Here is a 22,118-nt window from a genome sequence, read left to right as displayed (position 1 = left end):
GGAACGGCAAAGCGGGGTCGTTCGTTACGTCTGGCATGACAGCTATGACCCCCGGCTCGAACATCCCTCTTCCCACCGCCCATGTGGCGGTGGACGTCGCCGCTCCCGTGCGGCTCGACGTTTCGGGCCTGCTGCTCACCGCCGACGGCAAGGTGCGCTCAGACGACGACTTCATCTTCTACAACCAGCCGACGGGCCCCGGCGTGAGCCACCGCTCCGGCGGGGGCACGGCGCCCGACGCGATCGTCGTCGACACCAGCGCCGTGCCCGCCGGCATCGAGAAGATCGTCGTCACGGCCAGTCCGGACGCGGCGGGGCAGAGCTTCCAGGGCATCGAGCCCACGGCCACGATCCGCGACGCGGGCAGCGGCGGTGCGCTCGCGACGTTCACACCGCCGCAGCTCGGCACCGAGACCGCCCTGGTGATCGTGGAGATCTATCTGCGCAACGGGGCGTGGAAGGTCCGCGCGGTCGGCCAGGGGTACGCCAACGGGCTGGCCGGGATCGCCACCGACTTCGGCGTCTCCGTGGAGGAGCCCGCCCCGGCCGCGGCCCCCGCCGCGGCCCCGGCTCCCGCCCGTTCCCGCGCGGGAGCCGATCCGCGCATCGCCGCTCCGCCGGTCCCCGCCACCCCGCCGGCCGCTCCCCCGGCCCCCGCCGCCGCGCCCGGCAGCGGCAAGATCAACCTGGACAAGGGCAAGGTCAGCCTCCAGAAGAACCAGACGGTATCGCTGGTCAAGGGCGGCCGTCCGCTGCTCACGCAGGTCAAGATGGGCCTCGGCTGGGAGCCGGCGTACCGCGGCAAGGACATCGACCTGGACGCGTCCGTGATCGCCTACGGCCCGAACCGCAACCATCTGGACAGCTGCTACTTCGGCAAGCTCTCCATCCTCAACGGAGCGATCAAGCACTCCGGCGACAACCTCACCGGCGAGGGCGCGGGCGATGACGAGGTGATCGTCGTCGATCTCGGCCGGATCCCCGACGAGGCGACCGGTCTGGTCTTCACGGTCAATTCCTTCACCGGCCAGAAGTTCACCGAGGTCGCCAAGGCGTACTGCCGGCTGATCGACGCGGCCACGAACGAGGAACTGGTGCGCTTCGACCTGACCACCGCCGAGCCGCAGACCGGGGTGCTGATGGCGAAGCTGATCCGGCAGTTCTCCGGCGAGTGGGAGATGACCGGTCTGGGGGAGTTCGTCAAGTCCCGTACGGTCCGGGGCATGGTCAAGCCCGCCGCGAAGATCCTCTGACGGCGCCCCTGGCCGCTCCCGGAGGGCGGCGCGTGGCACGATGCCCCCGCACCGTCGCGGGTCCTGAGGGTCCGCGGCGGCCCGGGGGCACGGCCTCCAAGCTCCGGGGTCGGGGCTTCAGAGCTTGGTCAGCTTGGCGAAGGGGCTCAGGATCCTCCCCTGGCGCCCCGAGAAATCGATGAGCACGGCATGTTCGCCCTCGACTCCGATGACCCTTCCCAACCCGAACTGATCATGCGAGACACGGTCTCCCACATCGAACTGCTCGGGCGGGGCTGAGGCCGGGGCCTGGCGGTTGAAGGGACTGGACGGCAGGTGGCGCCGGGATCCGGCTGACTTTGTCATTACTTTGAGTATGCGCCCAAGGAGCCCCGACGCGCCATGCCCGGCCACCGACGGGCGCCCGGATCACCCCTTCCGGAGCGGCGGTCAGTCCCGGGGAGTGCGCCGCCACGGGCCGGTGATGGCCAGCATGATGCCCGGCTCCTGGATATTGGCGAACAGCGTGCGGCCGTCGGGCGAGAACACGACCCCCGTGAACTCGCTGTCGTTGAGGTCATTGCGCGCGATGGGGTACGTACGTCCGCGCTCCGTCGCCCCGAAGAGGTGCTGGAGGCCCTCGCCGTCCTCCGCGATGACCAGCCCGCCGTACGGCGAGACCGTGATGTTGTCCGGCCCGTCGAAGGCGCCGTCCTCGCCCGGGTCGGCGTTGACGCCCAGCAGCACCTTGAGCGTCAGTGTGCGGCGGCGCGGGTGGTAGAACCACACCTGTCCGTCGTGCGGCACGCCGGGGCTCTCGTCACGGGCGTACGAGGAGACGATGTACGCGCCGCCGTCCGCCCACCACATGCCCTCCAGCTTCCTGGCGCGGGTGACGTCCTCGCCGTCGAACTGCTCCCGTACGGCCACGGTCCCGCCGTCCCGGTCCGGTACGTCCACCCAGTCCACGCCGTAGACGGTGCCGATCTTCGTGGCGCGCGAGAGGTCGTCCACGAACCGGCCGCCCGCGTCGAAGCAGCGGGGCGCCTGGAGCGCCCCCGCGTCGTCCGCGAGCCGGCGCAGCTGCCCCCGCCCGTGCTTGAAGCCGTGCGGCGGGACCCAGCGGTAGAAGAGCCCGTTGGGCTCGGAGGCGTCCTCCGTCAGATAGGCGTAGCCGGTACGGGGATCGATGACCACGGCCTCGTGGTCATAGCGGCCGAACGCCTTGATGGGCCGCGGGTTCCGGTTGGCACGACGGTCGTACGGGTCGACCTCGAAGACATACCCGTGGTCCTTGGTCATCCCGTTCTCACCGGCCCGGTCGGAGTTCTCCTCACAGGTGAGCCAGGTGCCCCACGGGGTGCGCCCGCCCGCGCAGTTGGTGGAGGTGCCGGCGATACCGACCCACTCCGCGGTACGGCCGTCGCGGTGCGTCTCGACGATCGTGCAGCCCCCGGCCGCGGCGGGGTCGTAGACCAGCCCCTCGGTGAGCGGCACCGGGAACTCGTAGTCGCCCCTGGGACCGTCCAGCTCGTGGTTGTTGACCAGCAGCACCACCCCGCGGGGCCCCTCGAACGTGGCGGTGCCGTCATGGTTGGACGGGGTGTCCTCGCCGGTCTCCAGCTTGGTCACCCCGCTGTGCGTGATGACCCGGTACGAGAATCCGGCCGGCAGCGCGAGCATCCCCCGCGGGTCGGGGACGAGCGGCCCGTAACCGGGCGACGGCGCGGGCCCGGAGGCGACCTCGGGAGCGTCCTCCGCCGCCAGCGCGCCGGGCGCGGTGGCGAACGCTCCGGTGGCGCCGGTAAGGACGAGCCCCGCCCCGGTCAGTGCGGATCTTCCGGTGAATTCCCTGCGGCTCAGCGGCATCGCGGTCTCCTGAAGGGGCACGTGGGTCAGGGGTACGCTCCCGACGCTCCCGCCCGCGGATAAACAGCGCTTGAACACCGCCCGACATCGAGAGGCCCGCTTCCCCATGAATCTGCCGTCCACCGGCCGCCGTGTCCTCGTCAGCGGCGCGTCCCGCGGCCTCGGCCGCGCCGTCTCCCGCGCTTTCGCCGCGCAGGGCGACCACGTCGCCGTCCACTACGCGACCCGCTCCGCCGACGCCCGGCACACCCTGGAGTCGCTGGCCGGCACCGGCCACGCGCTGGTGGGCGGCGACATCGCCGACCCGGCGGGCGCGGCGCGCGTCGCGGACGAGGCGGCCGAGGCGCTCGGCGGGATCGACATCCTCGTCAACAACGCGGCCGTCAACGAGCCCCACCCGCTGCCCACCACGTCCTACGACGACTGGGCGGCGGCCTGGCAGCGCCACCTGTCCGTCAACCTGCTGGGCACGGCCCTGCTCAGCCACCGCGCAGCCCGCTCCATGATCGACCGCGCGACGCCCGGCCGGATCATCAACATCGGCTCCCGGGGCGCGTTCCGCGGCGAACCGGACCACCCGGCCTACGGCGCGACGAAGGCGGCGGTCCACGCCCTGGGCCAGTCCCTGGCGGTCTCCCTGGCCCCGCACGGCATCGCCGTCGCGTCCGTGGCCCCGGGCTTCTTCACCACGGAACGCGTGGCGTCCCGCCTCACGGGCGAGGAGGGCGAGTCGATCCGCGCGCAGAGCCCGTTCGGGCGCGTGGGCACGGCGGAGGAGATCGCGGGGGCGGTGGTGTGGCTGGCGTCGCCGGGGGCGGAATGGTCGTCGGGAACGATCCTGGACCTCAACGGAGCGTCGCACCTGCGGTGAGCGGGCGTGGTCCGGGTCCGCCTCGGCGGGAAGCGCGCGTACGTCGCCGGGTGCGGGCTCGTGGTCCGGTACGCGCTCGTCTCCGGCCGGGCCGGTTTCCGTGTGCGGGCATGTGGTCCGGGATGCGGTCGTCTTCAGCTGGGGCCGGTTTCCGGGTGCGGGTTGTCGCCGGGGTGCGGTCGTCTTCGGCTGGGGCCGGTTTCCGGGTGCGGGCATGTGGTCCGGGGTGCGGTCGTCTTCAGCTGGGGCCGGTTTCCGGGTGCGGGCATGTGGTCCGGGGTGCGCTCCGGGGCTCGCGCCCGGGACTGCATGATTTACGGCGCGACTCCGCCCGGTCGATGGTTCGGGCGTACGCGCGCCACAAATCACGCTCTACGTCCCGGCCACGACCCCTGCGCGCCCCCCTTCACCGCCCGCACAAGCGACGGGGCCGAGCGCGAGGGCGGGCGGGGGAGGCGGCGGCACACTCCCCACCCGGTCCGCTACCAGAGCAGCGGGTGAGGCCCACCGGATCACGCCCTGCCCGCTAACCCTCGCCGAGGCGGCGAGTGGCGGGGCATACCGGACCGCACCAGCCCACTCGCCTCCTCCGAGACGGCGATTTGCCATGACCACCGGGCCGCACCACCCCCACACCCCCACCCAGGTCGGCGGGTTGCGGGGACCCACCGGCGGGAGGGGGTCGGGGGCGTAGGAGGTGCGTGTTCGGACACTAAAGCGTGATGTGTGGCGCGCGGACGCCCGAACCAACGACAAGGCAGAGTCGCGCCGTACATCATGCCGTCCGGACATGCGCCTCCGGAGACCCCGGCCCCCGGCCCACGACAACGCAACCGCAACCGCACCCCGGCGACCGCCCCCTACCCCCGCGACCTCGCCTTGAACGCCGCCTTGCGCGCGTCCTTCGACGCCGCCCTGTCCCGATGAAGCCTCCCCATCGCCTCCAGCACCTCCGCCGTCGCCGGATGCTCCACCCGCCACGCCGCCTCGAAGAACCCGCTGTGCTGCCCCACCAGGCCCTCGACCAGTTCTTGGAGCTCGTCCGGCTCCCCCTCCGCGTCCAGCTGCGCGGCGATCGTGTCGATGGCCAGCCAGAAGATCATCGACTCGGGCGGCGGCGGCACGTCACCCGCGCCCAGCTCGGCCAGCCAGACCCGCGCCAGGCCGCCCAGTTCGGCGTCGTCCAGGACCTCCCGTACCGCGGCCTCCGCCTCCGCGCCCACCAGCGACAGCGCCTGCTGGCAGTGCAGGCGGCGCAGCGGCGCGCCCGGGTCCGTGCCGCGTGCGGCGGTGAGGAGTTCGCGTGCGGCGTCGGCCGGCGCGCGCCGGGTCAGCCACTGTTCGGTCTCCGCTCGCGCGGACAGCTCGGGGAAGTGCGCGACGCCGTCCAGCAGCGCGTGCGCGTCCTTGTCCGCGAGGTCGCCCACCGCGGGCGCGTCGACCCCCGCCTCCAGCATCCGGGACCTGATCCCGTAGAGCCCGAGCGGCGTCAGCCGGACCATCCCGTACCGGGCGACGTCCTCCTCGCCGACGGGCAGCGACGCGTCAGGGCCGTCCTCCGTGTCCTCCACCATCAGCGCCTCGTCGACGGGTACGTACGAGACGAGTCCGATCGGCTCCAGCAGCCGGAACTGGTCGTCCAGCCGCATCATCGCCTCGGACACCTGCTCAAGGATGTCGTCGGTGGGCTCGCCCATGTCGTCGGGCACGATCATCGACGCGGCGAGGACGGGCAGGGGTACCGGCCCCTCACCGCCGCCCTCCACGAGGGTGAGGAGATAGAGGTTGCCGAGGACGCCCTCCAGGAACTCCGCCTCCAGCTCCGGATCCCAGTCCAGCGAGTCGAGATCGATCTCGCCGTCGTCGCCGATGGCCGCGGCCAGATCGTCCAGCACGGGCGCGGTCGCGTCGGCGAAGACGACGTCCAGGGCGTCCAGCCAGAGCGAGAGGATGTCCTGCGGGCCGCCGGAGGTGAGCACTCCGAGCTGCTCGCCCGTGGTGACACGGCCTTCGGTGTCGGGGGCGGCGCCGTCCGGCCCGCCGTTCTCGTCCGGGTCGTCGACCTCCACGAGGCCCGTGTCGACCGCCACCCGCCATGCCTCGCCGGCGTACGCCTCGCCGTCGCCCTCGGAGAGCTCGTCCCCGAGGCCGAGCACCTCCGCCGCGGCGGGCAGCTGCTCGTCGACCAGCTCGCCGCCGGCTCCCACGCGCGTCGTCGGCCCGGCCCAGCGGGCGAGCCGTACCGCGCGGGCGAGCAGTGGCGCGGCGAGCGCGTCCCGCGCCAGCTCCGCTTCCGAGAGCAGTCGCACCGGCGGCAGGGTGGGGCGGTCTCCGGGCATCTGGTGGTTCTCCTTGTGGCGTACGCGGTCGATGCGGCCCCCAGCGTAGACGCATTTGGACCTATGCCACCCGGTTCATGTACTCGACAACGGCCGGACGCCCGGGGGCCCTTGACAACTGACCGCCGCAGCCAAGAGATTGACGCGCGTAGAACACCCCTCCCTCGTCTTCCGGAGTGCCTTCATGCCTTCTTCCGTACCGAGAACGGCCGCCGTCCCGGCCCTCGTCGCCCTCGCGCTGGCCTCCGGGCTGCTCGCCGGCGCGGGCGCCCCCGCCTCCGCCTCCTCCGGGATCCGGATCCACGGCATCCAGGGGACCGGCCGGGTATCCCCGCTGGTGGGGACACCGGTGGCGGAGGTGCCCGGCATCGTCACCGGAGTGCGGACCTCCGGTTCCCGGGGGTTCTGGATCCAGGACCCGCGGCCCGACCGCGACGCCTCCACGAGCGAGGGCGTCTTCGTCTTCACCAACTCCGTGCCGACCGTCGCCGTGGGCGACGCGGTGAAGGTCTCCGGCACGGTCGGCGAGTACATCCCGGGCGGCGCGGCCTCGGGCAACCAGTCGGTCACCCAGATCGCCTCGCCGACGGTGACGGTCGTCTCCTCCGGCAACCCGCTGCCCGCGCCGGTCGTGATCTCGGAGAGGTCGGTGCCCTCGGCGTACGCGCCGAAGGGTGACCTGGCGGCGGGCGGCAGCGTCAACGGCCTGCGGCTGAAGCCGCGCCACTACGCGCTGGACCTGTACGAGTCGCTGGAGGGCATGAACGTCCGTATCGGCGGTTCCCGCGTGGTCGGCGCGACCGACCCGTACGCGGAGCTGTGGGTGACGGTCAAGCCGCGGGAGAACGACAACCGCCGCGGTGGCACGGTCTACGGTTCGTACACCTCGCAGAACACCGGCCGGCTCCAGATCCAGCAGCTCGCGCCCGCGGCCCAGAGCCCGTTCCCGGCGGCGAACGTCGGCGACACGCTGTCCGGTGTCACCGAAGGCCCCCTGGACTACAACCAGTTCGGCGGCTACACACTCGTCGCCCGCACGCTGGGCACGGTCACGGACAGGAAGCTGAAGCCCGAGACCACCCGCCCGCAGCGCGGGAGCGAGCTGGCCGTCGCCACGTACAACGTCGAGAATCTCGACCCCTCCGACCCGCAGGAGAAGTTCGACGCGCTCGCGGGCGCGGTCGTACGGAACCTCTCCTCGCCGGACATCCTGGCGCTGGAGGAGATCCAGGACAGTACGGGCGCGACGGACGACGGCACGGTGTCCGCCGAGGAGACCATCGTGAAGTTCACGGCGGCGATCACCGCGGCCGGCGGCCCCTCCTACGCCTGGCGCACCATCGACCCGGAGAACAACAAGGACGGCGGCGAGCCCGGCGGCAATATCCGTCAGGTCTTCCTCTACAACCCGGCGCGGGTCTCGTTCACCGACCGCCCCGGCGGGGACGCGACGACGGCCACGGGGGTCGTCCGCACGAACGGCCGCGCGGCGCTGACGCTCTCTCCCGGCCGGGTCGACCCCGCCGGCGCGGCCTGGACCACCAGCCGCAAGCCGCTGGCCGGGGAGTTCACCTTCCGCGGCCGTACGGTCTTCGTCATCGCGAACCACTTCGCCTCGAAGGGCGGGGACGAGAGCCTGACCTCGCACCACCAGCCGGTGAACCGTTCCTCCGAGGTCCAGCGGCTCCAGCAGGCCCGGTCGGTGAACGCGTTCGTCAAGGACATCCTCGCGGCGCAGCGGGACGCGGACGTGCTCGTGGTCGGCGACATCAACGACTTCGAGTTCTCGGCGACGGCCAAGGCGCTGGCCGACGGCGGCGCGCTGTATCCGGCGGTCACGTCCCTGCCGGCCGCGGAGCGTTACTCGTATGTCTACCAGGGCAACTCCCAGGTCCTGGACCAGATCCTGACCAGCCCTTCGATCACCTCCGGTGCGTTCGACTACGACAGCGTGCACATCAACGCGGAGTTCGCCCGGCAGAACAGCGATCACGATCCGCAGGTCCTGCGTTTCCGCCCCTGATAAGCCGCGGTGGTCCGGCCCTACCCCACACGCGGCCGGGCCACCGCACCCGGCGCACCGCCCGCTGCGGCCGAGCGGGCGGCGGCGCCGCGCTCAGCCGGCGCTGAGGCTGATCGCGGGGGTGTACCGCGTCACCGTGCCGCGCTTCAGCCCGGGGTAGGACCGCACCCGCTTCCACAGCTCGGTGGCCGAACCGACGCCGTCCCCCGGGGCGTCGAGCGCGTCGATGTGCGCCTGCGCGCTCTCCCACTCCGCGTAGTTGAGTACGCGTGTGCCGTCGGTGCCGAGATGGAAGTGCGCCGAGATCCCGCCGGAGGACGTGTCCGGATCATCGTCGAGGGCCTCGAAGACAGTGTCGACCCAGCTCTTCTGACGTCCGGGGCCGGGACCCTCGAACTCCACGTCCACGAACACGACACAGCCCGGTACCCGGGTCTCCCCCTCCACCGGGGTCCCGCTGCGGTACAGCTCGTACGCGTGCAGCCCCACCCGCTCGATCCCGGGCACGGCGGCGTCGATCTCGGCGTTGCGCTCGTCCCGGAAGGTGCGGACGAACGCGTCGTACGCCTCCTGGTCGCGCCACTGCGAGTAGTGGCGCGGGGTGCCCCCGTCGTCGCCGGTGAAGACGCTGTACGAGAGCAGCCCGACGTCCGGCCACTCCCTGCTCCGCCAGGCCCGGGTGATGGCGTCGACCGTGGCCCGCTGCCGCTCGGGCGTGCCGACGCGCCATGTGCTGGCCAGGACGAGCCCCACGCCGGGGCGGGTGATCTCGGGAACGGTGCTGAGGCGCACGGACATGGCGGGACCTCCTCGTGGCGCGCCCCCGCGGTGCGCCTCCGACCACCATGTTCAAATGTGAAGTGCGGTTGAGGTCAACGGGCCGCAGCCACCGTCATCCCGTCAGACCACGACGTCGAACCACGGCCGGCGCGTGGTGGCCCAGTGCGCCACCCAGCCCGCGAAACCGTCTTCCGCTGTGGTGTGCCCGAGAGCCGTTCCGAACGGCGCCGCGCCCACATCGCTGATGGTCCAGATCCGCCCCCGGTGCGCACCGCTGACGACGAGATGCCAGTACATCCCGCAGCCGTCCGTGCCCAGCACCACGCTCCCGTAGTTGGAGACCTCGTCGATGAGCGGTTCTATCTCCTCGTACGGCCGGGGGTCGTCCTCCCACACCCATGTCTCGGTGAGCGGGAAGGGCTTCGCGAGATCCCGCTGTGTCTGGTCGCATCCCCAGTCGGCGGGCAGCGCGGCCAGGGGTATCAGCCCGTCGATATCGGCGGGCCCGTCGCTGCATCCGTCGCAGATCTCCGCGACCAGCGTGCGGTACGGCTCGGGCAGGACGATTCCGTGTTCGCGCTCGAAGGCGCGCACCCCGTCCCAGCCCAGAGGTGGCAGGCAGCCCTCCGACGGGAAGGCCGCGCGCAATGTGGCGAGTTCGCCCTCGTCGGCCGCGCCCTCCACGGCGTCGCCCCGGCCTGTCCCACCCTGGTCGGCATCGCCCCGATCGGCGTTTTCGGTGTCCATGCTCTCCATGCCCTCCATGTCTCCATTGCACCAGCGCCCACTGACAGTCCGGCCTCTGCTACCCCGAAGCGCCTTGCGGCACGCGGTAGTCGGAGGCATGGCCGCCCTCGGATCCGCGTACGGCTGTCGCGAGCGTGGGGGGCGATAACACCAGGAGCGGTGAGGAGCGGAGCGTACGCGTCATGGTACGCATCCTGCCCCATTCCGAACGGCCCAGCGATCACTCTTCGGTGCCGATATCGGATGCGGGTGTACGGGCTCCGGCCCGCCCGTTCACGACGGTTCCGGGGTCTCCGCGACCGTCCACGCGGTGACGTGCAGTTCGCCGTCGGAACCGATGTCCACGGACAGCGGGAGCGTGTCGCGTTCCTCGCCCGGCGCCGCCGCGACGACCACGTAGGAGCCGGTCGAGTGGGCCCCGGACTCGGTGATCCGGTTGTTCCACCGCAACGCCGACCGCGCGGACTCCCCCGGCGCCAGGGTCAGTTCCCCCGGTCCCTGGTCATCGGCCGCGCCGGTGCTCCCGTTCCCCTGGATCAGTTTCAGGCCGACCGGCTCGCGGTCCTCGTCCAGGACACCGATCTCCGGGTAGCCGTTGACCCGGTAGGGCTTCGTCCCGCAGTTCCGCAGCCCGATCGACACGGCCCGGATCCCCATGGCGGCGTTCACCATGCCATGGCTGATGGCCACCCCCGAGGCGAGACAGCGGCCGGGACCGGAGGCCTCCCAGGGCTCGGGGCTCCCGGACCCCTGGAACGTGCCCCGCGCGGCGTCGATCTCGTTCCTGATGTCGGAGCATCCGGTCGCCCCCACGATCAGGACCAGCGAGCCCGCCGCCATCGCGGCCGTCCGGCGTATTCGTGCCATGCGATCCACTCCCCCGCCCGCCCCTCGCGGGGCACCCGTCCCCCGCCCCCTGCGCGGCACTCGCCGATCATGCCAGACAGCCCGGGACCACTACCTTTAGCATCACTTCACCCTCACTCGAAGCAGATCTAAGTGGACCTTCACAGTCGCGCGGCGGACACTGCCACCATGAGCATTCCTCGCCCCTTCGGCCGCGCCCTCTGCGCGATGGTCACGCCGTTCACCGCGGACGGAGAGCTGGATCTGCCCGGCGCCCGCGAACTCGCCGGCCGGCTCGTGGACGAGGGGTGCGACGGGCTGGTCCTCAACGGCACCACCGGGGAGTCGCCCACCACCACGGACGCCGAGAAGACCGCTCTCGTCCGCGCGGTGTGCGACGAGGTGGGCGGCCGGGCCGCCGTCGTCGCGGGCGTCGGCAGCGCGGACACCCGGCACACCCTGGCCCTCGCACGGGAGGCCGAACAGGCCGGTGCCGACGGCCTGTTGGTGGTCTCCCCGTACTACAGCCGCCCGCCGCAGGCGGACGTGGAGGCGCACTTCCTGCGGATCGCCGACGCGTCGGGCATCCCGCTGATGCTGTACGACATCCCGGGCCGCACCGGCACCCGCGTCGAGCCCGCGACCATGCTCCGCCTCGCCGCGCACCCCCGCGTCGTCGCCGTGAAGGACTGCGCGTACGACCTGCTCGGCAGCTCCAAAGTGATCGCCCGCACCTCGCTCGCGTACTACTCCGGGTGCGAGGAGCTGAATCTGCCGCTCTACGCGGTCGGCGGCGCCGGATTCGTCAGTACGGTCGCCAACGCCGCGCCCCGCCCGCTGCGCGCCGCGCTCGACGCGTATGACGCGGGCGCGGTCACCGAGTCCGTACGGCTCAACCAACTCACGCTTCCCCTGGCCGAGTTGATGATGGCCTCGGGGCTGCCCGGCACGGTCACCGCGAAGGCGCTGCTGGGCGCGCTCGGGCGGCCCGGAGGACCGGTGCGCGAACCACTGCGGCCCGCCGGCCGGGAGACGGCCGACGGGCTGCTGGAGGCGTACGGGGAGCTCGTCGGATCCACCGCCGCCCCCGCCATGATCAGTTGATACCCGCCGTGATCGGCCGGGGTCAGTTGTGACTGATCAGTTATGGCTGATCAGTTATGGCTGATCAGTTATGGCTGTGGAGCACCTCGTTGAGACCGTCCCAGACCGCGTTGTTCGGACGGGCCTCGACCGCGCCGGTCACCGAGTTGCGGCGGAAGAGGATATTGCTCGCGCCGGACAGCTCACGGGCCTTGACGATCTGGCCGTCGGGCAGCGTGACGCGCGTACCGGCCGTGACATAGAGCCCCGCCTCGACGACGCACTCGTCGCCCAGCGCGATCCCGATGCCCGCCTCGGCACCGATCAGGCAGCGCTCGCCGATGACGATGCGCTCCTTGCCGCCGCCGGAGAGGGTGCCCATGGTGGAGGCGCCGCCGCCGATGTCCGAGCCGTCGCCGATGACGACGCCCGCCGAGATCCGGCCCTCGACCATGGAAGTGCCGAGGGTGCCCGCGTTGAAGTTGACGAAGCCCTCGTGCATCACGGTGGTGCCCTCGGCGAGGTGCGCGCCGAGCCGTACGCGGTCCGCGTCGGCGATCCTGACCCCCTTGGGGGCGACGTAGTCGGTCATCCGCGGGAACTTGTCGACCGAGGTCACCTGGAGATGCAGCCCCTCGGCACGGGCGTTGAGCCGTGCCGTCTCCAGTGCGTCGACGGCGACCGGGCCGAGCGAGGTCCAGGCGACATTGGCGAGCAGACCGAAGATGCCGTCCAGGCTCTGGCCGTGCGGCTGAACGAGCCGGTGGCTGAGCAGATGCAGCCGCAGATACACGTCATGCGTGTCCAGCGGCTTGTCGTCGAGCGAGGTGATGACCGTACGGACGGCGACGACCTCGACCCCGCGGCGGGCGTCGGGGCCGATGGCTTTGGCCGCGCCCTCTCCGAGCAGTTCCACGGCGCGCTCGGCGGTCAGCCGCTCGGTGCCGGCCGGGCCGGGCTCGGCGGAGAGCGCGGGGGCGGGGAACCAGGTGTCGAGGACGGTGCCGTCCTCGGCGAGGGTGGCGAGGCCGGCGGCGACGGCGCCGGTGGTGCGGGAGGAACTGGAGGAAGACGTGTCGGTCATGCTCCGAACTTAACGGTCCCGGCGGGGCGCGGGCGAACCGGTCTCAGGTGACGGGCGCAGCGCCACGCGATCTCCGGCCCGGAAGGGGGAACGCACGGGACGGACGGGACGGACGGGACGGACCAGGGGCTCATGCGGGCCGGCCTCCCGACGATGCGGGTCGGCCTCCCGACGGGATCAGCCGCGTCAGCATCGCGCGAGTGTGGTCGCCGTCGTACACCGCGTCCGTGAGCAGCACCTGGAGGCAGATCCCGTCCAGCAGCGCGACCACGGCCCGCGCGGTGAGGGGATCGGTGCGTCGGGCCACCTCGTCCCCGAGCGCGGCGCACCACTCCCCCGCGACCGGGCGCAGCGCGGGCCGCCGCAGCGCCGCGAGATACAGCTCGTACTCCAGCTCCACGCCGGTACGGTCCCCGGCGAGCCACTCCCCGGTGATCCGGGCCAGCTCACCGGCGAGGTCGCACCGCGGGTCCGCGAGGGCGCCGCTCTCCCGCACGGCCGCCGCGAAGCTGTCGTTCGTCTGCCGCAGCGCGGCGATCAGCAGTTCGTCGAGCGAGGCGAAGTGGTACGTGGTGGAGCCGAGCGGCACATCGGCCTCGGCGGCGACGGTGCGGTGGCTCAGTCCGGCGATACCGCCGCGCCCGACCACCCGGATCGCGGCGTCGATGATCCGCTGGCGCCGGTCGGGGTCGTAACGGCGGGTCATCAGTGGGCTCCTCCGAGGTTGAGCACGACGACGCCCGCGATCACGAGGGCGATGCCCAGCAGTTTCGCCGGCGCCGGCGACTCGTTCATGAAGACCATCCCGATGGCGGCGATGGCGGCCGTGCCGACACCGGCCCAGATCGCGTAGGCGGTGCCGATGGAGATGGTCTTGAGGGTCTGCGCGAGCAGGGCGAAGGCGATGACATAGCCCACGACGGTCACCAGCGAGGGCCACAGCCGGGTGAAGCCCTCGCTGTACTTCATGGCCGACGTCGCGGCCACCTCCGCCGCGATCGCCGCGGCCAGCAGTCCATATCCCATGCGTACGAGTGTACACATCGATGCGTACGGCCGTACACACCGTCCGGTCATCCCTCTGTCGGACCCAACGGTTACGGTGTGTCATCCGGATCGGAGCAGCGGGAGCGGAGCAGAGCGGTGGCGCAGGGCATGACGGGGTGGGGCGGCGGTGGCGGGCACGGAAGTGGTCCTGGCGGGCCGTACGGGAACGGTCCTGGCGGGCCGTACGGGAACGGTCCTGGCGGGCCGTACGGAAGCGGTCCTGGTGGGCCGTACGGCAACGGGCCGTACGGAAGCGGGCCCTACGGCTGGGGCGGCTGGGCGCCGCCGCCGTCGCCGCCCAAGCCCGGGGTGATACCCCTCGGCCCGCTCAGCCTCGGCGACATACTCGGCGGCGCGTTCGCCACCATAGGCGGGTACTGGAAGCAGCTGCTCGGGGTGGCCGCCGCGGTGTACGGCATGGCCATGGCAGCCGTGGCGATCGCGCTGGCCGTCGCCTACGCCATGGTCGGCGACCAGCTGCGCGAGGTCGTCGACACACCCCACGGCGTGGATCCGTCCTGGGCCGAGGTCCGGCCGCTGCTGATCGCCTTCGGCTGCGTCTGGCTCTTCGGTCTGGGGATGCTGCTGGCCGCCAACGCGCTCGTCCAGGCCGCCTGCCCCTCGGTCGTACAGAGCGCCGTCCTGGGCCGCCCCACCACCTTCGGCGCGGTCTGGCGCCGGGCACTCTCCCGGTTCCCCGCGGTTCTCGGCGCCGTCGTCCTCAGCGGGCTGATCGCCGTCCTGCCGGTGGCCCTGCTCACCCTGGGCTTCATCGCCACGCTGATCACCTACATCGCCATGGACGGCTCGCCCGCCCATCTGTTCTGGCTGATCCCGCTGGGCTTCCTGGGCGCCCTGGCTATCACGCCGCCGGCGGTCTGGCTCTGGGTCCGTCTCAGTCTGGCCCCGGCGGTCGCCGTCATCGAATCCCGCGGCCCGCTCGCGTCCCTGCGCCGCTCGGCCGCCCTGGTGCGCGGCGCCTGGTGGCGGATCTGCGGTATCTCGCTGCTGGCCTTCGCCATGGCGTCCGTCGCGGGCTTCGTCGTCCAGCAGCTGATCAACGCGCTGACCGCCTTCGGCAACCTGCTGACCCCGTCCGCCCTCGGCGGCGACCCGACGGTCGGACAGATCCTGGTGGCCGTGAGCGGCTTTCTGCTGCTGATCCTGGTCGCCCAGCTGATCATGCAGTTCATCACGACGACCTTCCCCCAGCTGGTGCTGAACCTGCTCTACGTCGACCGCCGCATCCGCACCGAGAACCTGGCCCCCACTCTGGCCGAAGCCGCCGGAACCCCGGCCCACGGCTAGAACGTACGAAGGGCCCCATGATCCGGCCGGGATCATGGGGCCCTCTCGCGTGGTCCGACGCTCAGTCGCTCAGACGTTGAAGCCCAGCGCGCGCAGCTGCTCGCGGCCGTCGTCGGTGATCTTGTCCGGGCCCCACGGCGGCATCCAGACCCAGTTGATCTTGAGTTCGTTGACGATGCCGTCCGTGGCCGCCTTCGCCTGGTCCTCGATCACATCGGTCAGCGGACACGCCGCCGACGTCAGGGTCATGTCCAGGGTGGCGATATTGGAATCGTCGATGTGGATGCCGTAGATCAGACCGAGGTTGACGACGTCGATGCCCAGTTCGGGGTCGACGACGTCGTACAGCGCCTCACGGACCTCGTCCTCCGAGGCCGGCTTGATCGTCAGGGTCTCGTTCTCGCTCATGCCGTCTCCTTCGTCGCGCTGTCGCCCAGGGCCTGGGCCGTCGCGTCCTTCCACGCCATCCAGCTCAGCAGCGCGCACTTCACGCGGGCGGGGTACTTCGAGACGCCGGCGAACGCGATCGCGTCCTCCAGCACCTCTTCCATCGCGTCGTCGGGTTCCAGCTGCCCCTTCGACTGCATCAGCTCCAGGAAGGCGCCCTGGATCTTCTGCGCCTCGGCCAGTTCCTTGCCGACCAGGAGGTCGTTCAGCACGGACGCGCTGGCCTGGCTGATCGAGCAGCCCTGGCCCTCGTACGACACGTCCGCGATCAGCGAACCCACGTACCGGACACGCAACGTGATCTCGTCACCACACGTCGGATTGACATGGTGCACCTCGGCGTCGCCGTCCCGGAGACCGCGCCCGTGCGGGTGCTTGTAGTGGTCCAGGATGACGTCCTGGTACATCGAATCCAGCTTCACGAACTGCCCCTGCCCTCTCAGGTCCTCATCCGAAGAAGTTGCGGACGTGCTCAAGCCCTTCGGCCAGAGCGTCGACCTCGGCCGGAGTGGAGTACAGATAGAAAGACGCTCGCGTGGTCGCGGGAATTCCGTACCGCAGGCAGACCGGCCGCGCGCAGTGGTGGCCGACCCGGACCGCGATGCCCTGCTCGTCGAGGACCTGGCCCACATCGTGGGGGTGGATGTCGCCGAGCGTGAAGGAGATCGTCGCGCCGCGGTCCTCGGCCGTCTCGGGGCCGATGATCCGCAGACCCGGGACCTCCAGCAGCCGCTTCACCGCGTACTCGGTGATGGCGTGCTCGTGCGCGGCGATCCTGTCCATGCCGATCGCGGTGAGATAGTCCACGGCCGCGCCGAGACCGACGGCCTGCGCGATCGGGGGCGTACCCGCCTCGAACTTGTGCGGCGCCGGGGCGTACGTCGACGAGTGCATCGACACGGTCTCGATCATCTCGCCGCCGCCCAGGAACGGCGGCAGGTCCTCCAGCAGCTCCTGGCGGCCCCAGAGGACGCCGATCCCGGTCGGGCCGACCATCTTGTGGCCGGTGAAGGCGACGAAGTCGGCCTGGAGCGCCTGTACGTCGAGCACCTGGTGCGGGGCGGCCTGCGAGGCGTCGACGCAGACCAGCGCGCCGACCTCCTGCGCACGCCGGATGATCTTCTCGACCGGGTTCTGGGTGCCCAGGATGTTGGAGACCAGCACGAAGGAGACGATCTTCGTCTTCTCCGTGATGATCTCGTCGATGTTGGACAGGTCGAGGCGGCCCTCGTCGGTGATGCCGAACCACTTCAGCTTCGCGCCCGTGCGCTGCGAGAGCAGCTGCCACGGCACGATGTTGGAGTGGTGCTCCATCTCCGTGATGACGATCTCGGTCTCGTGGTCCACCCGGTAGGGCTCGTCCGCCCAGCCGAGCATGTTCGCCACGAGGTTGAGCGACTCGGAGGCGTTCTTGGTGAAGATCACCTCGTCGCGGCTCGGCGCGTTGATGAAGGCGGCGACCTTGTCACGGGCGCCCTCGTACAGCGCCGTGGCCTCCTCGGCGATGGTGTACACGCCGCGGTGGACATTCGCGTTGTGCCGCTCGTAGTACTCGCTGAGCGCGTCGAGTACCTGGCGCGGTTTCTGCGAGGTCGCCGCGGAGTCCAGGTACACGAGCTTCTTGCCGTCGTGGATCACCCGGTCGAGGATGGGGAAATCCTTGCGGATCGCCTCGTCGAGCAGCCGATCCGATCCTGTGAGAAGGCCCGGCAGCTGTGTCACGCGACATCCTCCTCTGAGTTCACTCCGCTCACGGGGCCGCCCTTCGCGTATGCCTCGTAGCCCTCGTTCTCCAGCTTGTCGGCCAGCTCCGCACCGCCGGACTCGGCGATCCGGCCCTGCGCGAAGACATGCACGAAGTCGGGCTTGATGTAGCGGAGAATCCGCGTGTAGTGCGTGATCAGCAGGGTGCCGACCTCGCCGCTCTCGCGGACGCGGTTGACGCCCTCGGAGACCACACGCAGCGCGTCGACGTCGAGGCCGGAGTCGGTCTCGTCGAGGATCGCGATCTTGGGCTTGAGCAGTTCGAGCTGAAGGATCTCGTGCCGCTTCTTCTCGCCGCCGGAGAAGCCCTCGTTCAGGTTGCGCTCGGCGAAGGAGGGGTCCATCTGGAGACGCTCCATGGTCTCCCGGACCTCCTTCACCCAGGTACGCAGCTTGGGGGCCTCGCCGCGCACGGCGGTGGCGGAGGTGCGCAGGAAGTTGGAGACGGAGACGCCGGGGACCTCGACCGGGTACTGCATGGCGAGGAAGAGACCGGCGTGGGCGCGCTCGTCGACGGTCATCTCCAGGACGTCCTCGCCGTCCAGGGTCACGGTGCCACCGGTGATCGTGTACTTGGGGTGGCCCGCGAGGGAGTACGCGAGGGTCGACTTGCCGGAGCCGTTGGGGCCCATGATGGCGTGGGTCTCGCCCTGCTTGACGGTCAGGTCGACGCCCTTGAGGATCTCGCGGGGGCCGTTCTCCGCCTCGACGGAGACGTGCAGGTCGTGGATTTCAAGCGTTGCCATGGGTGACTCAGGACTCCTGGGTGACGGAGACGAGCACATCGTCCCCTTCGATCTTTACGGGGTAAACGGGGACCGGGCGCGTCGCGGGCAGGCCGGACGGCTTTCCGGTACGGAGGTCGAAGCTGGAGCCGTGCAGCCAGCATTCGATCATGCAGTCCTCGACCTCGCCCTCCGAGAGGGACACGTTCGCGTGCGAGCAGATGTCGTTGATCGCGAACACCTCGCCCTCGGTACGGACGAGGGAGACGGGCGTGCCGTCGAGTTCCACCCTCTTCGGGGTGTCCTCCTCCAGCTCGCCCAGCCCACAGACTCGGACGTAGGCCATCAGACTGACGCCTCCAGCTCCGCCTCGATCGAGGCCATCAGACGTTCCTCGACATCCGGCAGGCCGATCTTCTGGACCAGCTCGGCGAAGAAGCCGCGGACCACCAGCCGGCGGGCCTCGGTCTCCGGGATACCGCGGGCCATCAGGTAGAAGAGCTGCTCGTCGTCGAACCGGCCGGTGGCGGAGGCGTGGCCCGCGCCGGCGATCTCACCGGTCTCGATCTCCAGGTTCGGCACCGAGTCGACCCGGGCGCCGTCCGTGAGGACCAGGTTCCGGTTCATCTCATAGGTGTCGGTGCCCTCGGCCGCGGCGCGGATGAGCACGTCACCGATCCATACGGCGTGCGCGTCCGCGCCCTGGAGCGCGCCCTTGTAGGCCGCGTTGGACTTGCAGTGCGGGGTGTTGTGGTCGACGAGGAGACGGTGCTCCTGGTGCTGGCCGCGGTCGGTGAAGTAGAGGCCGAACAGCTCGGCCTCGCCGCCGGTGCCCGCGTACCGCACGCGCGGCTGGAGCCGTACGAGGTCGCCGCCGAAGGTGACCACGATCGACTTGAACGAGGCGTCGCGGCCGACCAGCGCGTTGTGCTGGGCGACATGGACGGCCTTGTCGTCCCAGTCCTGCACGGAGACGACGGTCAGCTTGGCGCCGTCCCCGATGAGGTAGTCGACATTGGCGGCGAGCACGCCGTCGCCGGTGTGGTCGATGACCACGACCGCCTCGGCGAAGGCTCCCAGCTCGATGATCTGGTGACCGTACGAGACCCCGCCCTCGCCGCGGACGGCGATCCGGATCGGCTCGCTCACCACGGTCTCCTTGGGCACCGAGACGACCGAGGCCTTCTCGAACGAGGAGTACGCCTGGGCGGCGACCCGGTCCACCGGGATACCGGCCTTGCCGACCCGCGCGTCGTCACGGCCGACGGTCTCGACGATGACGCCCTCGGGGGCGGTCACCTCGACCGTGACGCCGCCGTCCCGCGCGACGGCGCTGCCGTCGTGCAGACCGCGCAACCGTTCCAGCGGCGTGAACCGCCACTCCTCCTCGCGGCCGTGCGGGACGGGGAAGTCCGCCACGTCGTAGGAGGGGGGCGCGCTCATGCGCGTGGCGACGGTCGACTCGGCGGCCACCGCGATCGAACCGGCGGTCGTGGAACCCGCCGGAATGTTCTGAGCCTCAGCCATGGCTGTCGTCGTGCTCTCTCTCTGCCTCTGCGTAAGGGATTACGGGCGCTGCTGGTCGGGCGAGGGCCGCGCGGCGGTCAGCCGACGGACCCCTCCATCTGCAGCTCGATCAGCCGGTTGAGCTCCAGCGCGTACTCCATGGGCAGCTCCTTGGCGATCGGCTCCACGAAGCCGCGGACGATCATGGCCATGGCCTCGAACTCGGAGAGGCCGCGGCTCATCAGATAGAAGAGCTGGTCCTCGGAGACCTTGGAGACGGTCGCCTCGTGGCCCATGGACACGTCGTCCTCGCGGACGTCCACGTACGGGTAGGTGTCGGACCGCGAGATGGTGTCCACCAGCAGCGCGTCACAGAGCACATTGGACTTGGAGCCCTCGGCGCCCTCGCCGATCTCGATCAGACCGCGGTACGAGGTACGGCCGCCACCGCGCGCCACCGACTTGGAGACGATGTTCGACGAAGTGTGCGGGGCCATGTGGACCATCTTGGCGCCGGCGTCCTGGTGCTGGCCCTCGCCCGCGAAGGCGATGGACAGGGTCTCGCCCTTGGCGTGCTCGCCCATCAGGTAGACGGCCGGGTACTTCATGGTCACCTTGGAGCCGATGTTGCCGTCGACCCACTCCATGGTCGCGCCCTCGTAGGCCACGGCCCGCTTGGTGACCAGGTTGTAGACGTTGTTCGACCAGTTCTGGATCGTCGTATAGCGGCAGCGGCCGCCCTTCTTGACGATGATCTCGACCACGGCGCTGTGCAGCGAGTCCGAGGAGTAGATCGGGGCGGTGCAGCCCTCGACGTAGTGGACGTAGGCGTCCTCGTCGACGATGATCAGCGTCCGCTCGAACTGGCCCATGTTCTCCGTGTTGATACGGAAGTAGGCCTGGAGCGGGATGTCGACGCGCACGCCCTTCGGCACGTAGATGAACGATCCGCCGGACCACACGGCCGAGTTCAGCGAGGCGAACTTGTTGTCGCCGACCGGGATGACCGTGCCGAAGTACTCCTGGAAGAGCTCCGGGTGCTCCTTCAGCGCGGTGTCCGTGTCCAGGAAGATGACGCCCTGCTCCTCCAGGTCCTCACGGATCTGGTGGTAGACGACCTCGGACTCGTACTGGGCGGCGACACCGGCGACGAGGCGCTGCTTCTCCGCCTCCGGGATGCCGAGCTTGTCGTACGTGTTCTTGATGTCCTCCGGCAGCTCCTCCCAGGAAGCCGCCTGCTTCTCGGTGGACCGCACGAAGTACTTGATGTTGTCGAAGTCGATGCCCGACAGGTCGGAGCCCCAGTTGGGCATGGGCTTCTTGTCGAACAGGCGCAGACCCTTGAGCCGCAGCTTGAGCATCCACTCCGGCTCGTTCTTCTTCTCCGAGATGTCGCGGACGACAGCCTCCGAGAGACCGCGCTTGGCAGCGGCGCCGGCCGCGTCGGAGTCGGCCCAGCCGAATTCGTACGTGCCCAGACCCTCGAGCTCAGGGTGGGCAGTCTCCGTGGGGAGCGTCATGCGGGGTTCCTCCCGGCTGTGCTTTCAGAAGCGTGATGGGTGGTCTGTGGGGTGGCGCGGGGAATGAAGGTCGTGCAGACCCCGTCGCCATGGGCGATGGTGGCCAGCCGCTGCACATGGGTCCCGAGCAGCTGGGAGAAGAATTCCGTCTCCGCCTCGCACAGCTGGGGGAACTGCTCGGCGACGTGCGCGACCGGGCAGTGGTGCTGGCAGAGCTGCTCGCCCTGTCGGTTCGGCGCGCTACGCGCCGTAGCAGCGTACCCGTCGGCACTCAGCGCCTTGGCGAGTGCCTCCGTCCGCTGATCCGGCTCGGCGGCCTCGACCGCCTCCCGGTAGCCCTCGGACTGGCCGGCGATACGGGCACGGGCGAAGGCGGCGACGGCCGCCTCACCCCGCTCGCCGCCGCCGGCGGCGGCCGCGATCCAGCGCAGGGCGTCCGCGGCGAGCTGGTCGTAGGACTGGTCGAAGGCGTCCCGGCCGCAGTCGGTCAGGGCGAACACCTTGGCGGGCCTGCCGCGCCCTCGCGAGCCGTAGATCCGCTGGTCGCGGGGCTCCACTACGGAATCGGCCGCCAGTGCGTCCAGATGACGGCGGACGGCCGCCTGCGTGAGCCCGAGGCGTCCCGCAAGATCGGAGACGGTGGACGGGCCGTGGTCCAGGATGGACCGCGCGACCCGGTTGCGAGTGGAGTGCTCGCCGGTCGCGAGTTCCTCCTGGGAAGCCTCGCCAACGTATTTCACAACGCCATTGTTGCGTAATTCCTCCGGCCCTGACAACCGAGGCGGAAGACAGCTTCCGGTGCGCTTCATCACTTAGGGTTACCTAATCTCTAGAGGGCTCGGTTCGCCGGCGGTCGCGCGCACCCGGAAGCCGGGGCTCCGAATGGCGTGCGATCGCCGTTTCACCCCCGCGGGATTGAGGCCCCGT

Annotated in this window: 22 protein-coding genes; 5 read left to right on the top strand and 17 right to left on the bottom strand. The window is 70.6% G+C overall.

The features are described from left to right. The first annotated feature begins 44 nt into the window (after positions 1 to 44). Positions 45 to 1,253 (top strand): TerD family protein, encoded by a 1,209-nt coding sequence (locus CU044_RS17555; RefSeq protein ID WP_129769739.1) that lies wholly within the window; start codon positions 45 to 47, stop codon positions 1,251 to 1,253. Between the two features lie 117 nt (positions 1,254 to 1,370). Here CU044_RS17555 and CU044_RS17550 read toward each other — a convergent pair whose 3' ends face one another. Together CU044_RS17550 and CU044_RS17545 are read right to left on the bottom strand one after the other, a co-directional pair. Beyond that, positions 1,371 to 1,598, bottom strand: coding sequence for a hypothetical protein (locus CU044_RS17550; protein WP_129769642.1), 228 nt, complete (start codon positions 1,596 to 1,598; stop codon positions 1,371 to 1,373). Between the two features lie 84 nt (positions 1,599 to 1,682). Further along, a complete protein-coding gene (locus CU044_RS17545; RefSeq protein WP_129769641.1) occupies positions 1,683 to 3,101 on the bottom strand; it encodes an alkaline phosphatase PhoX in 1,419 nt (472 codons plus the stop codon). Positions 3,102 to 3,207: 106 nt separating this feature from the next. Here CU044_RS17545 and CU044_RS17540 point away from each other — a divergent pair, with 106 nt between their 5' ends. Then, positions 3,208 to 3,972, top strand: coding sequence for an SDR family oxidoreductase (locus tag CU044_RS17540; protein ID WP_129769738.1), 765 nt, complete (start codon positions 3,208 to 3,210; stop codon positions 3,970 to 3,972). Between the two features lie 860 nt (positions 3,973 to 4,832). Here the strand turns inward: CU044_RS17540 and CU044_RS17535 are convergent. After that, positions 4,833 to 6,311, bottom strand: a complete 1,479-nt coding sequence (locus CU044_RS17535; protein ID WP_129769640.1) for a hypothetical protein — start codon at positions 6,309 to 6,311, stop codon at positions 4,833 to 4,835. A gap of 184 nt (positions 6,312 to 6,495) precedes the next feature. On the opposite strand from CU044_RS17535, the gene CU044_RS17530 reads away from it, so the two are divergent. Next, the gene (locus CU044_RS17530) at positions 6,496 to 8,334 is read left to right on the top strand and encodes an endonuclease/exonuclease/phosphatase family protein (protein ID WP_129769639.1); all 1,839 of its coding nucleotides are present in this window, start codon (positions 6,496 to 6,498) and stop codon (positions 8,332 to 8,334) included. Between the two features lie 93 nt (positions 8,335 to 8,427). Here CU044_RS17530 and CU044_RS17525 read toward each other — a convergent pair whose 3' ends face one another. The 3 genes from CU044_RS17525 to CU044_RS17515 form a co-directional block, all read right to left on the bottom strand. Further along, on the bottom strand, positions 8,428 to 9,132 hold the full coding sequence (locus CU044_RS17525) for an antibiotic biosynthesis monooxygenase (protein ID WP_129769638.1): 705 nt from the start codon (positions 9,130 to 9,132) through the stop codon (positions 8,428 to 8,430). A 102-nt stretch (positions 9,133 to 9,234) separates the two neighbouring features. After that, entirely contained in the window at positions 9,235 to 9,861 is a 627-nt protein-coding gene (locus CU044_RS17520; protein WP_240045662.1) for an SMI1/KNR4 family protein, read from the bottom strand. 273 nt (positions 9,862 to 10,134) lie between these two features. Continuing rightward, positions 10,135 to 10,728 carry a DUF4232 domain-containing protein gene (locus tag CU044_RS17515; RefSeq protein WP_129769637.1) on the bottom strand — a complete coding sequence of 198 codons (594 nt, stop codon included), beginning with the start codon at positions 10,726 to 10,728 and terminating at the stop codon, positions 10,135 to 10,137. A 168-nt stretch (positions 10,729 to 10,896) separates the two neighbouring features. Between CU044_RS17515 and dapA the strand changes: the two genes are divergently transcribed. Further along, positions 10,897 to 11,811: a 4-hydroxy-tetrahydrodipicolinate synthase gene (gene dapA / locus CU044_RS17510; RefSeq protein ID WP_129769636.1), complete on the top strand. Its 915-nt coding sequence runs from the start codon at positions 10,897 to 10,899 to the stop codon at positions 11,809 to 11,811. Between the two features lie 64 nt (positions 11,812 to 11,875). Here the strand turns inward: dapA and dapD are convergent, their stop codons facing one another. From dapD to CU044_RS17495, 3 genes are all read right to left on the bottom strand, one after another. Continuing rightward, positions 11,876 to 12,874, bottom strand: coding sequence for a 2,3,4,5-tetrahydropyridine-2,6-dicarboxylate N-succinyltransferase (gene dapD / locus CU044_RS17505; RefSeq protein ID WP_129769635.1), 999 nt, complete (start codon positions 12,872 to 12,874; stop codon positions 11,876 to 11,878). A 130-nt stretch (positions 12,875 to 13,004) separates the two neighbouring features. After that, positions 13,005 to 13,580 carry a TetR family transcriptional regulator gene (locus tag CU044_RS17500; protein WP_129769634.1) on the bottom strand — a complete coding sequence of 192 codons (576 nt, stop codon included), beginning with the start codon at positions 13,578 to 13,580 and terminating at the stop codon, positions 13,005 to 13,007. Then, positions 13,580 to 13,900, bottom strand: a complete 321-nt coding sequence (locus CU044_RS17495) for a multidrug efflux SMR transporter (protein ID WP_129769633.1) — start codon at positions 13,898 to 13,900, stop codon at positions 13,580 to 13,582. The genes CU044_RS17500 and CU044_RS17495 overlap by 1 nt, the downstream gene beginning before the upstream one ends. Positions 13,901 to 13,978: 78 nt before the next feature. Here CU044_RS17495 and CU044_RS17485 point away from each other — a divergent pair, with 78 nt between their 5' ends. Then, entirely contained in the window at positions 13,979 to 15,229 is a 1,251-nt protein-coding gene (locus CU044_RS17485; RefSeq protein ID WP_240045660.1) for a hypothetical protein, read from the top strand. 69 nt (positions 15,230 to 15,298) lie between these two features. Here CU044_RS17485 and CU044_RS17480 read toward each other — a convergent pair whose 3' ends face one another. The 8 genes from CU044_RS17480 to CU044_RS17445 form a co-directional block, all read right to left on the bottom strand. Further along, on the bottom strand, positions 15,299 to 15,637 hold the full coding sequence (locus tag CU044_RS17480; RefSeq protein ID WP_129769630.1) for a metal-sulfur cluster assembly factor: 339 nt from the start codon (positions 15,635 to 15,637) through the stop codon (positions 15,299 to 15,301). Beyond that, positions 15,634 to 16,098 (bottom strand): Fe-S cluster assembly sulfur transfer protein SufU, encoded by a 465-nt coding sequence (gene sufU, locus CU044_RS17475; RefSeq protein ID WP_129769629.1) that lies wholly within the window; start codon positions 16,096 to 16,098, stop codon positions 15,634 to 15,636. Before sufU ends, CU044_RS17480 begins: the two co-directional genes overlap by 4 nt. 25 nt (positions 16,099 to 16,123) lie before the next feature. Continuing rightward, positions 16,124 to 17,398, bottom strand: coding sequence for a cysteine desulfurase (locus CU044_RS17470; RefSeq protein WP_129769628.1), 1,275 nt, complete (start codon positions 17,396 to 17,398; stop codon positions 16,124 to 16,126). Continuing rightward, a complete protein-coding gene (sufC, locus tag CU044_RS17465; RefSeq protein WP_129769627.1) occupies positions 17,395 to 18,186 on the bottom strand; it encodes a Fe-S cluster assembly ATPase SufC in 792 nt (263 codons plus the stop codon). Before sufC ends, CU044_RS17470 begins: the two co-directional genes overlap by 4 nt. Positions 18,187 to 18,193: 7 nt before the next feature. Next, on the bottom strand, positions 18,194 to 18,511 hold the full coding sequence (locus CU044_RS17460) for a bifunctional 3-phenylpropionate/cinnamic acid dioxygenase ferredoxin subunit (protein ID WP_129769626.1): 318 nt from the start codon (positions 18,509 to 18,511) through the stop codon (positions 18,194 to 18,196). Continuing rightward, positions 18,511 to 19,692 carry a Fe-S cluster assembly protein SufD gene (sufD, locus tag CU044_RS17455; protein ID WP_129769625.1) on the bottom strand — a complete coding sequence of 394 codons (1,182 nt, stop codon included), beginning with the start codon at positions 19,690 to 19,692 and terminating at the stop codon, positions 18,511 to 18,513. The genes CU044_RS17460 and sufD overlap by 1 nt, the downstream gene beginning before the upstream one ends. 77 nt (positions 19,693 to 19,769) lie before the next feature. Then, complete coding sequence (sufB, locus tag CU044_RS17450) at positions 19,770 to 21,191, bottom strand: Fe-S cluster assembly protein SufB (protein ID WP_129769623.1); 1,422 nt, start codon at positions 21,189 to 21,191, stop codon at positions 19,770 to 19,772. Continuing rightward, entirely contained in the window at positions 21,188 to 21,931 is a 744-nt protein-coding gene (locus CU044_RS17445) for an ArsR family transcriptional regulator (protein WP_129769621.1), read from the bottom strand. Before CU044_RS17445 ends, sufB begins: the two co-directional genes overlap by 4 nt. Between the last annotated feature and the right edge of the window lie 187 nt (positions 21,932 to 22,118).

The organism is Streptomyces sp. L-9-10, from assembly GCF_004151105.1.
In the GTDB taxonomy this organism is placed as follows: Bacteria; Actinomycetota; Actinomycetes; order Streptomycetales; family Streptomycetaceae; genus Streptomyces.
Note: the sequence above shows the minus strand (reverse complement) of the source record. Positions and strands in the feature narration are given on the sequence as shown.

Bases quoted from the DNA above. Each gene is read 5' to 3' on its own strand.
- CU044_RS17495 (WP_129769633.1), bottom strand. From the start codon at position 13,900: ATGGGATATGGACTGCTGGCCGCGGCGATCGCGGCGGAGGTGGCCGCG.
- CU044_RS17555 (WP_129769739.1), top strand. From the start codon at position 45: ATGACCCCCGGCTCGAACATCCCTCTTCCCACCGCCCATGTGGCGGTG.
- sufB (WP_129769623.1), bottom strand. From the start codon at position 21,191: ATGACGCTCCCCACGGAGACTGCCCACCCTGAGCTCGAGGGTCTGGGC.
- sufD (WP_129769625.1), bottom strand. From the start codon at position 19,692: ATGGCTGAGGCTCAGAACATTCCGGCGGGTTCCACGACCGCCGGTTCG.
- sufC (WP_129769627.1), bottom strand. From the start codon at position 18,186: ATGGCAACGCTTGAAATCCACGACCTGCACGTCTCCGTCGAGGCGGAG.
- dapD (WP_129769635.1), bottom strand. From the start codon at position 12,874: ATGACCGACACGTCTTCCTCCAGTTCCTCCCGCACCACCGGCGCCGTC.
- CU044_RS17515 (WP_129769637.1), bottom strand. From the start codon at position 10,728: ATGGCACGAATACGCCGGACGGCCGCGATGGCGGCGGGCTCGCTGGTC.
- CU044_RS17530 (WP_129769639.1), top strand. From the start codon at position 6,496: ATGCCTTCTTCCGTACCGAGAACGGCCGCCGTCCCGGCCCTCGTCGCC.
- CU044_RS17460 (WP_129769626.1), bottom strand. From the start codon at position 18,511: ATGGCCTACGTCCGAGTCTGTGGGCTGGGCGAGCTGGAGGAGGACACC.
- CU044_RS17500 (WP_129769634.1), bottom strand. From the start codon at position 13,580: ATGACCCGCCGTTACGACCCCGACCGGCGCCAGCGGATCATCGACGCC.
- CU044_RS17535 (WP_129769640.1), bottom strand. From the start codon at position 6,311: ATGCCCGGAGACCGCCCCACCCTGCCGCCGGTGCGACTGCTCTCGGAA.
- CU044_RS17525 (WP_129769638.1), bottom strand. From the start codon at position 9,132: ATGTCCGTGCGCCTCAGCACCGTTCCCGAGATCACCCGCCCCGGCGTG.
- dapA (WP_129769636.1), top strand. From the start codon at position 10,897: ATGAGCATTCCTCGCCCCTTCGGCCGCGCCCTCTGCGCGATGGTCACG.
- CU044_RS17540 (WP_129769738.1), top strand. From the start codon at position 3,208: ATGAATCTGCCGTCCACCGGCCGCCGTGTCCTCGTCAGCGGCGCGTCC.
- CU044_RS17520 (WP_240045662.1), bottom strand. From the start codon at position 9,861: ATGGACACCGAAAACGCCGATCGGGGCGATGCCGACCAGGGTGGGACA.
- CU044_RS17550 (WP_129769642.1), bottom strand. From the start codon at position 1,598: ATGACAAAGTCAGCCGGATCCCGGCGCCACCTGCCGTCCAGTCCCTTC.
- CU044_RS17480 (WP_129769630.1), bottom strand. From the start codon at position 15,637: ATGAGCGAGAACGAGACCCTGACGATCAAGCCGGCCTCGGAGGACGAG.
- CU044_RS17545 (WP_129769641.1), bottom strand. From the start codon at position 3,101: ATGCCGCTGAGCCGCAGGGAATTCACCGGAAGATCCGCACTGACCGGG.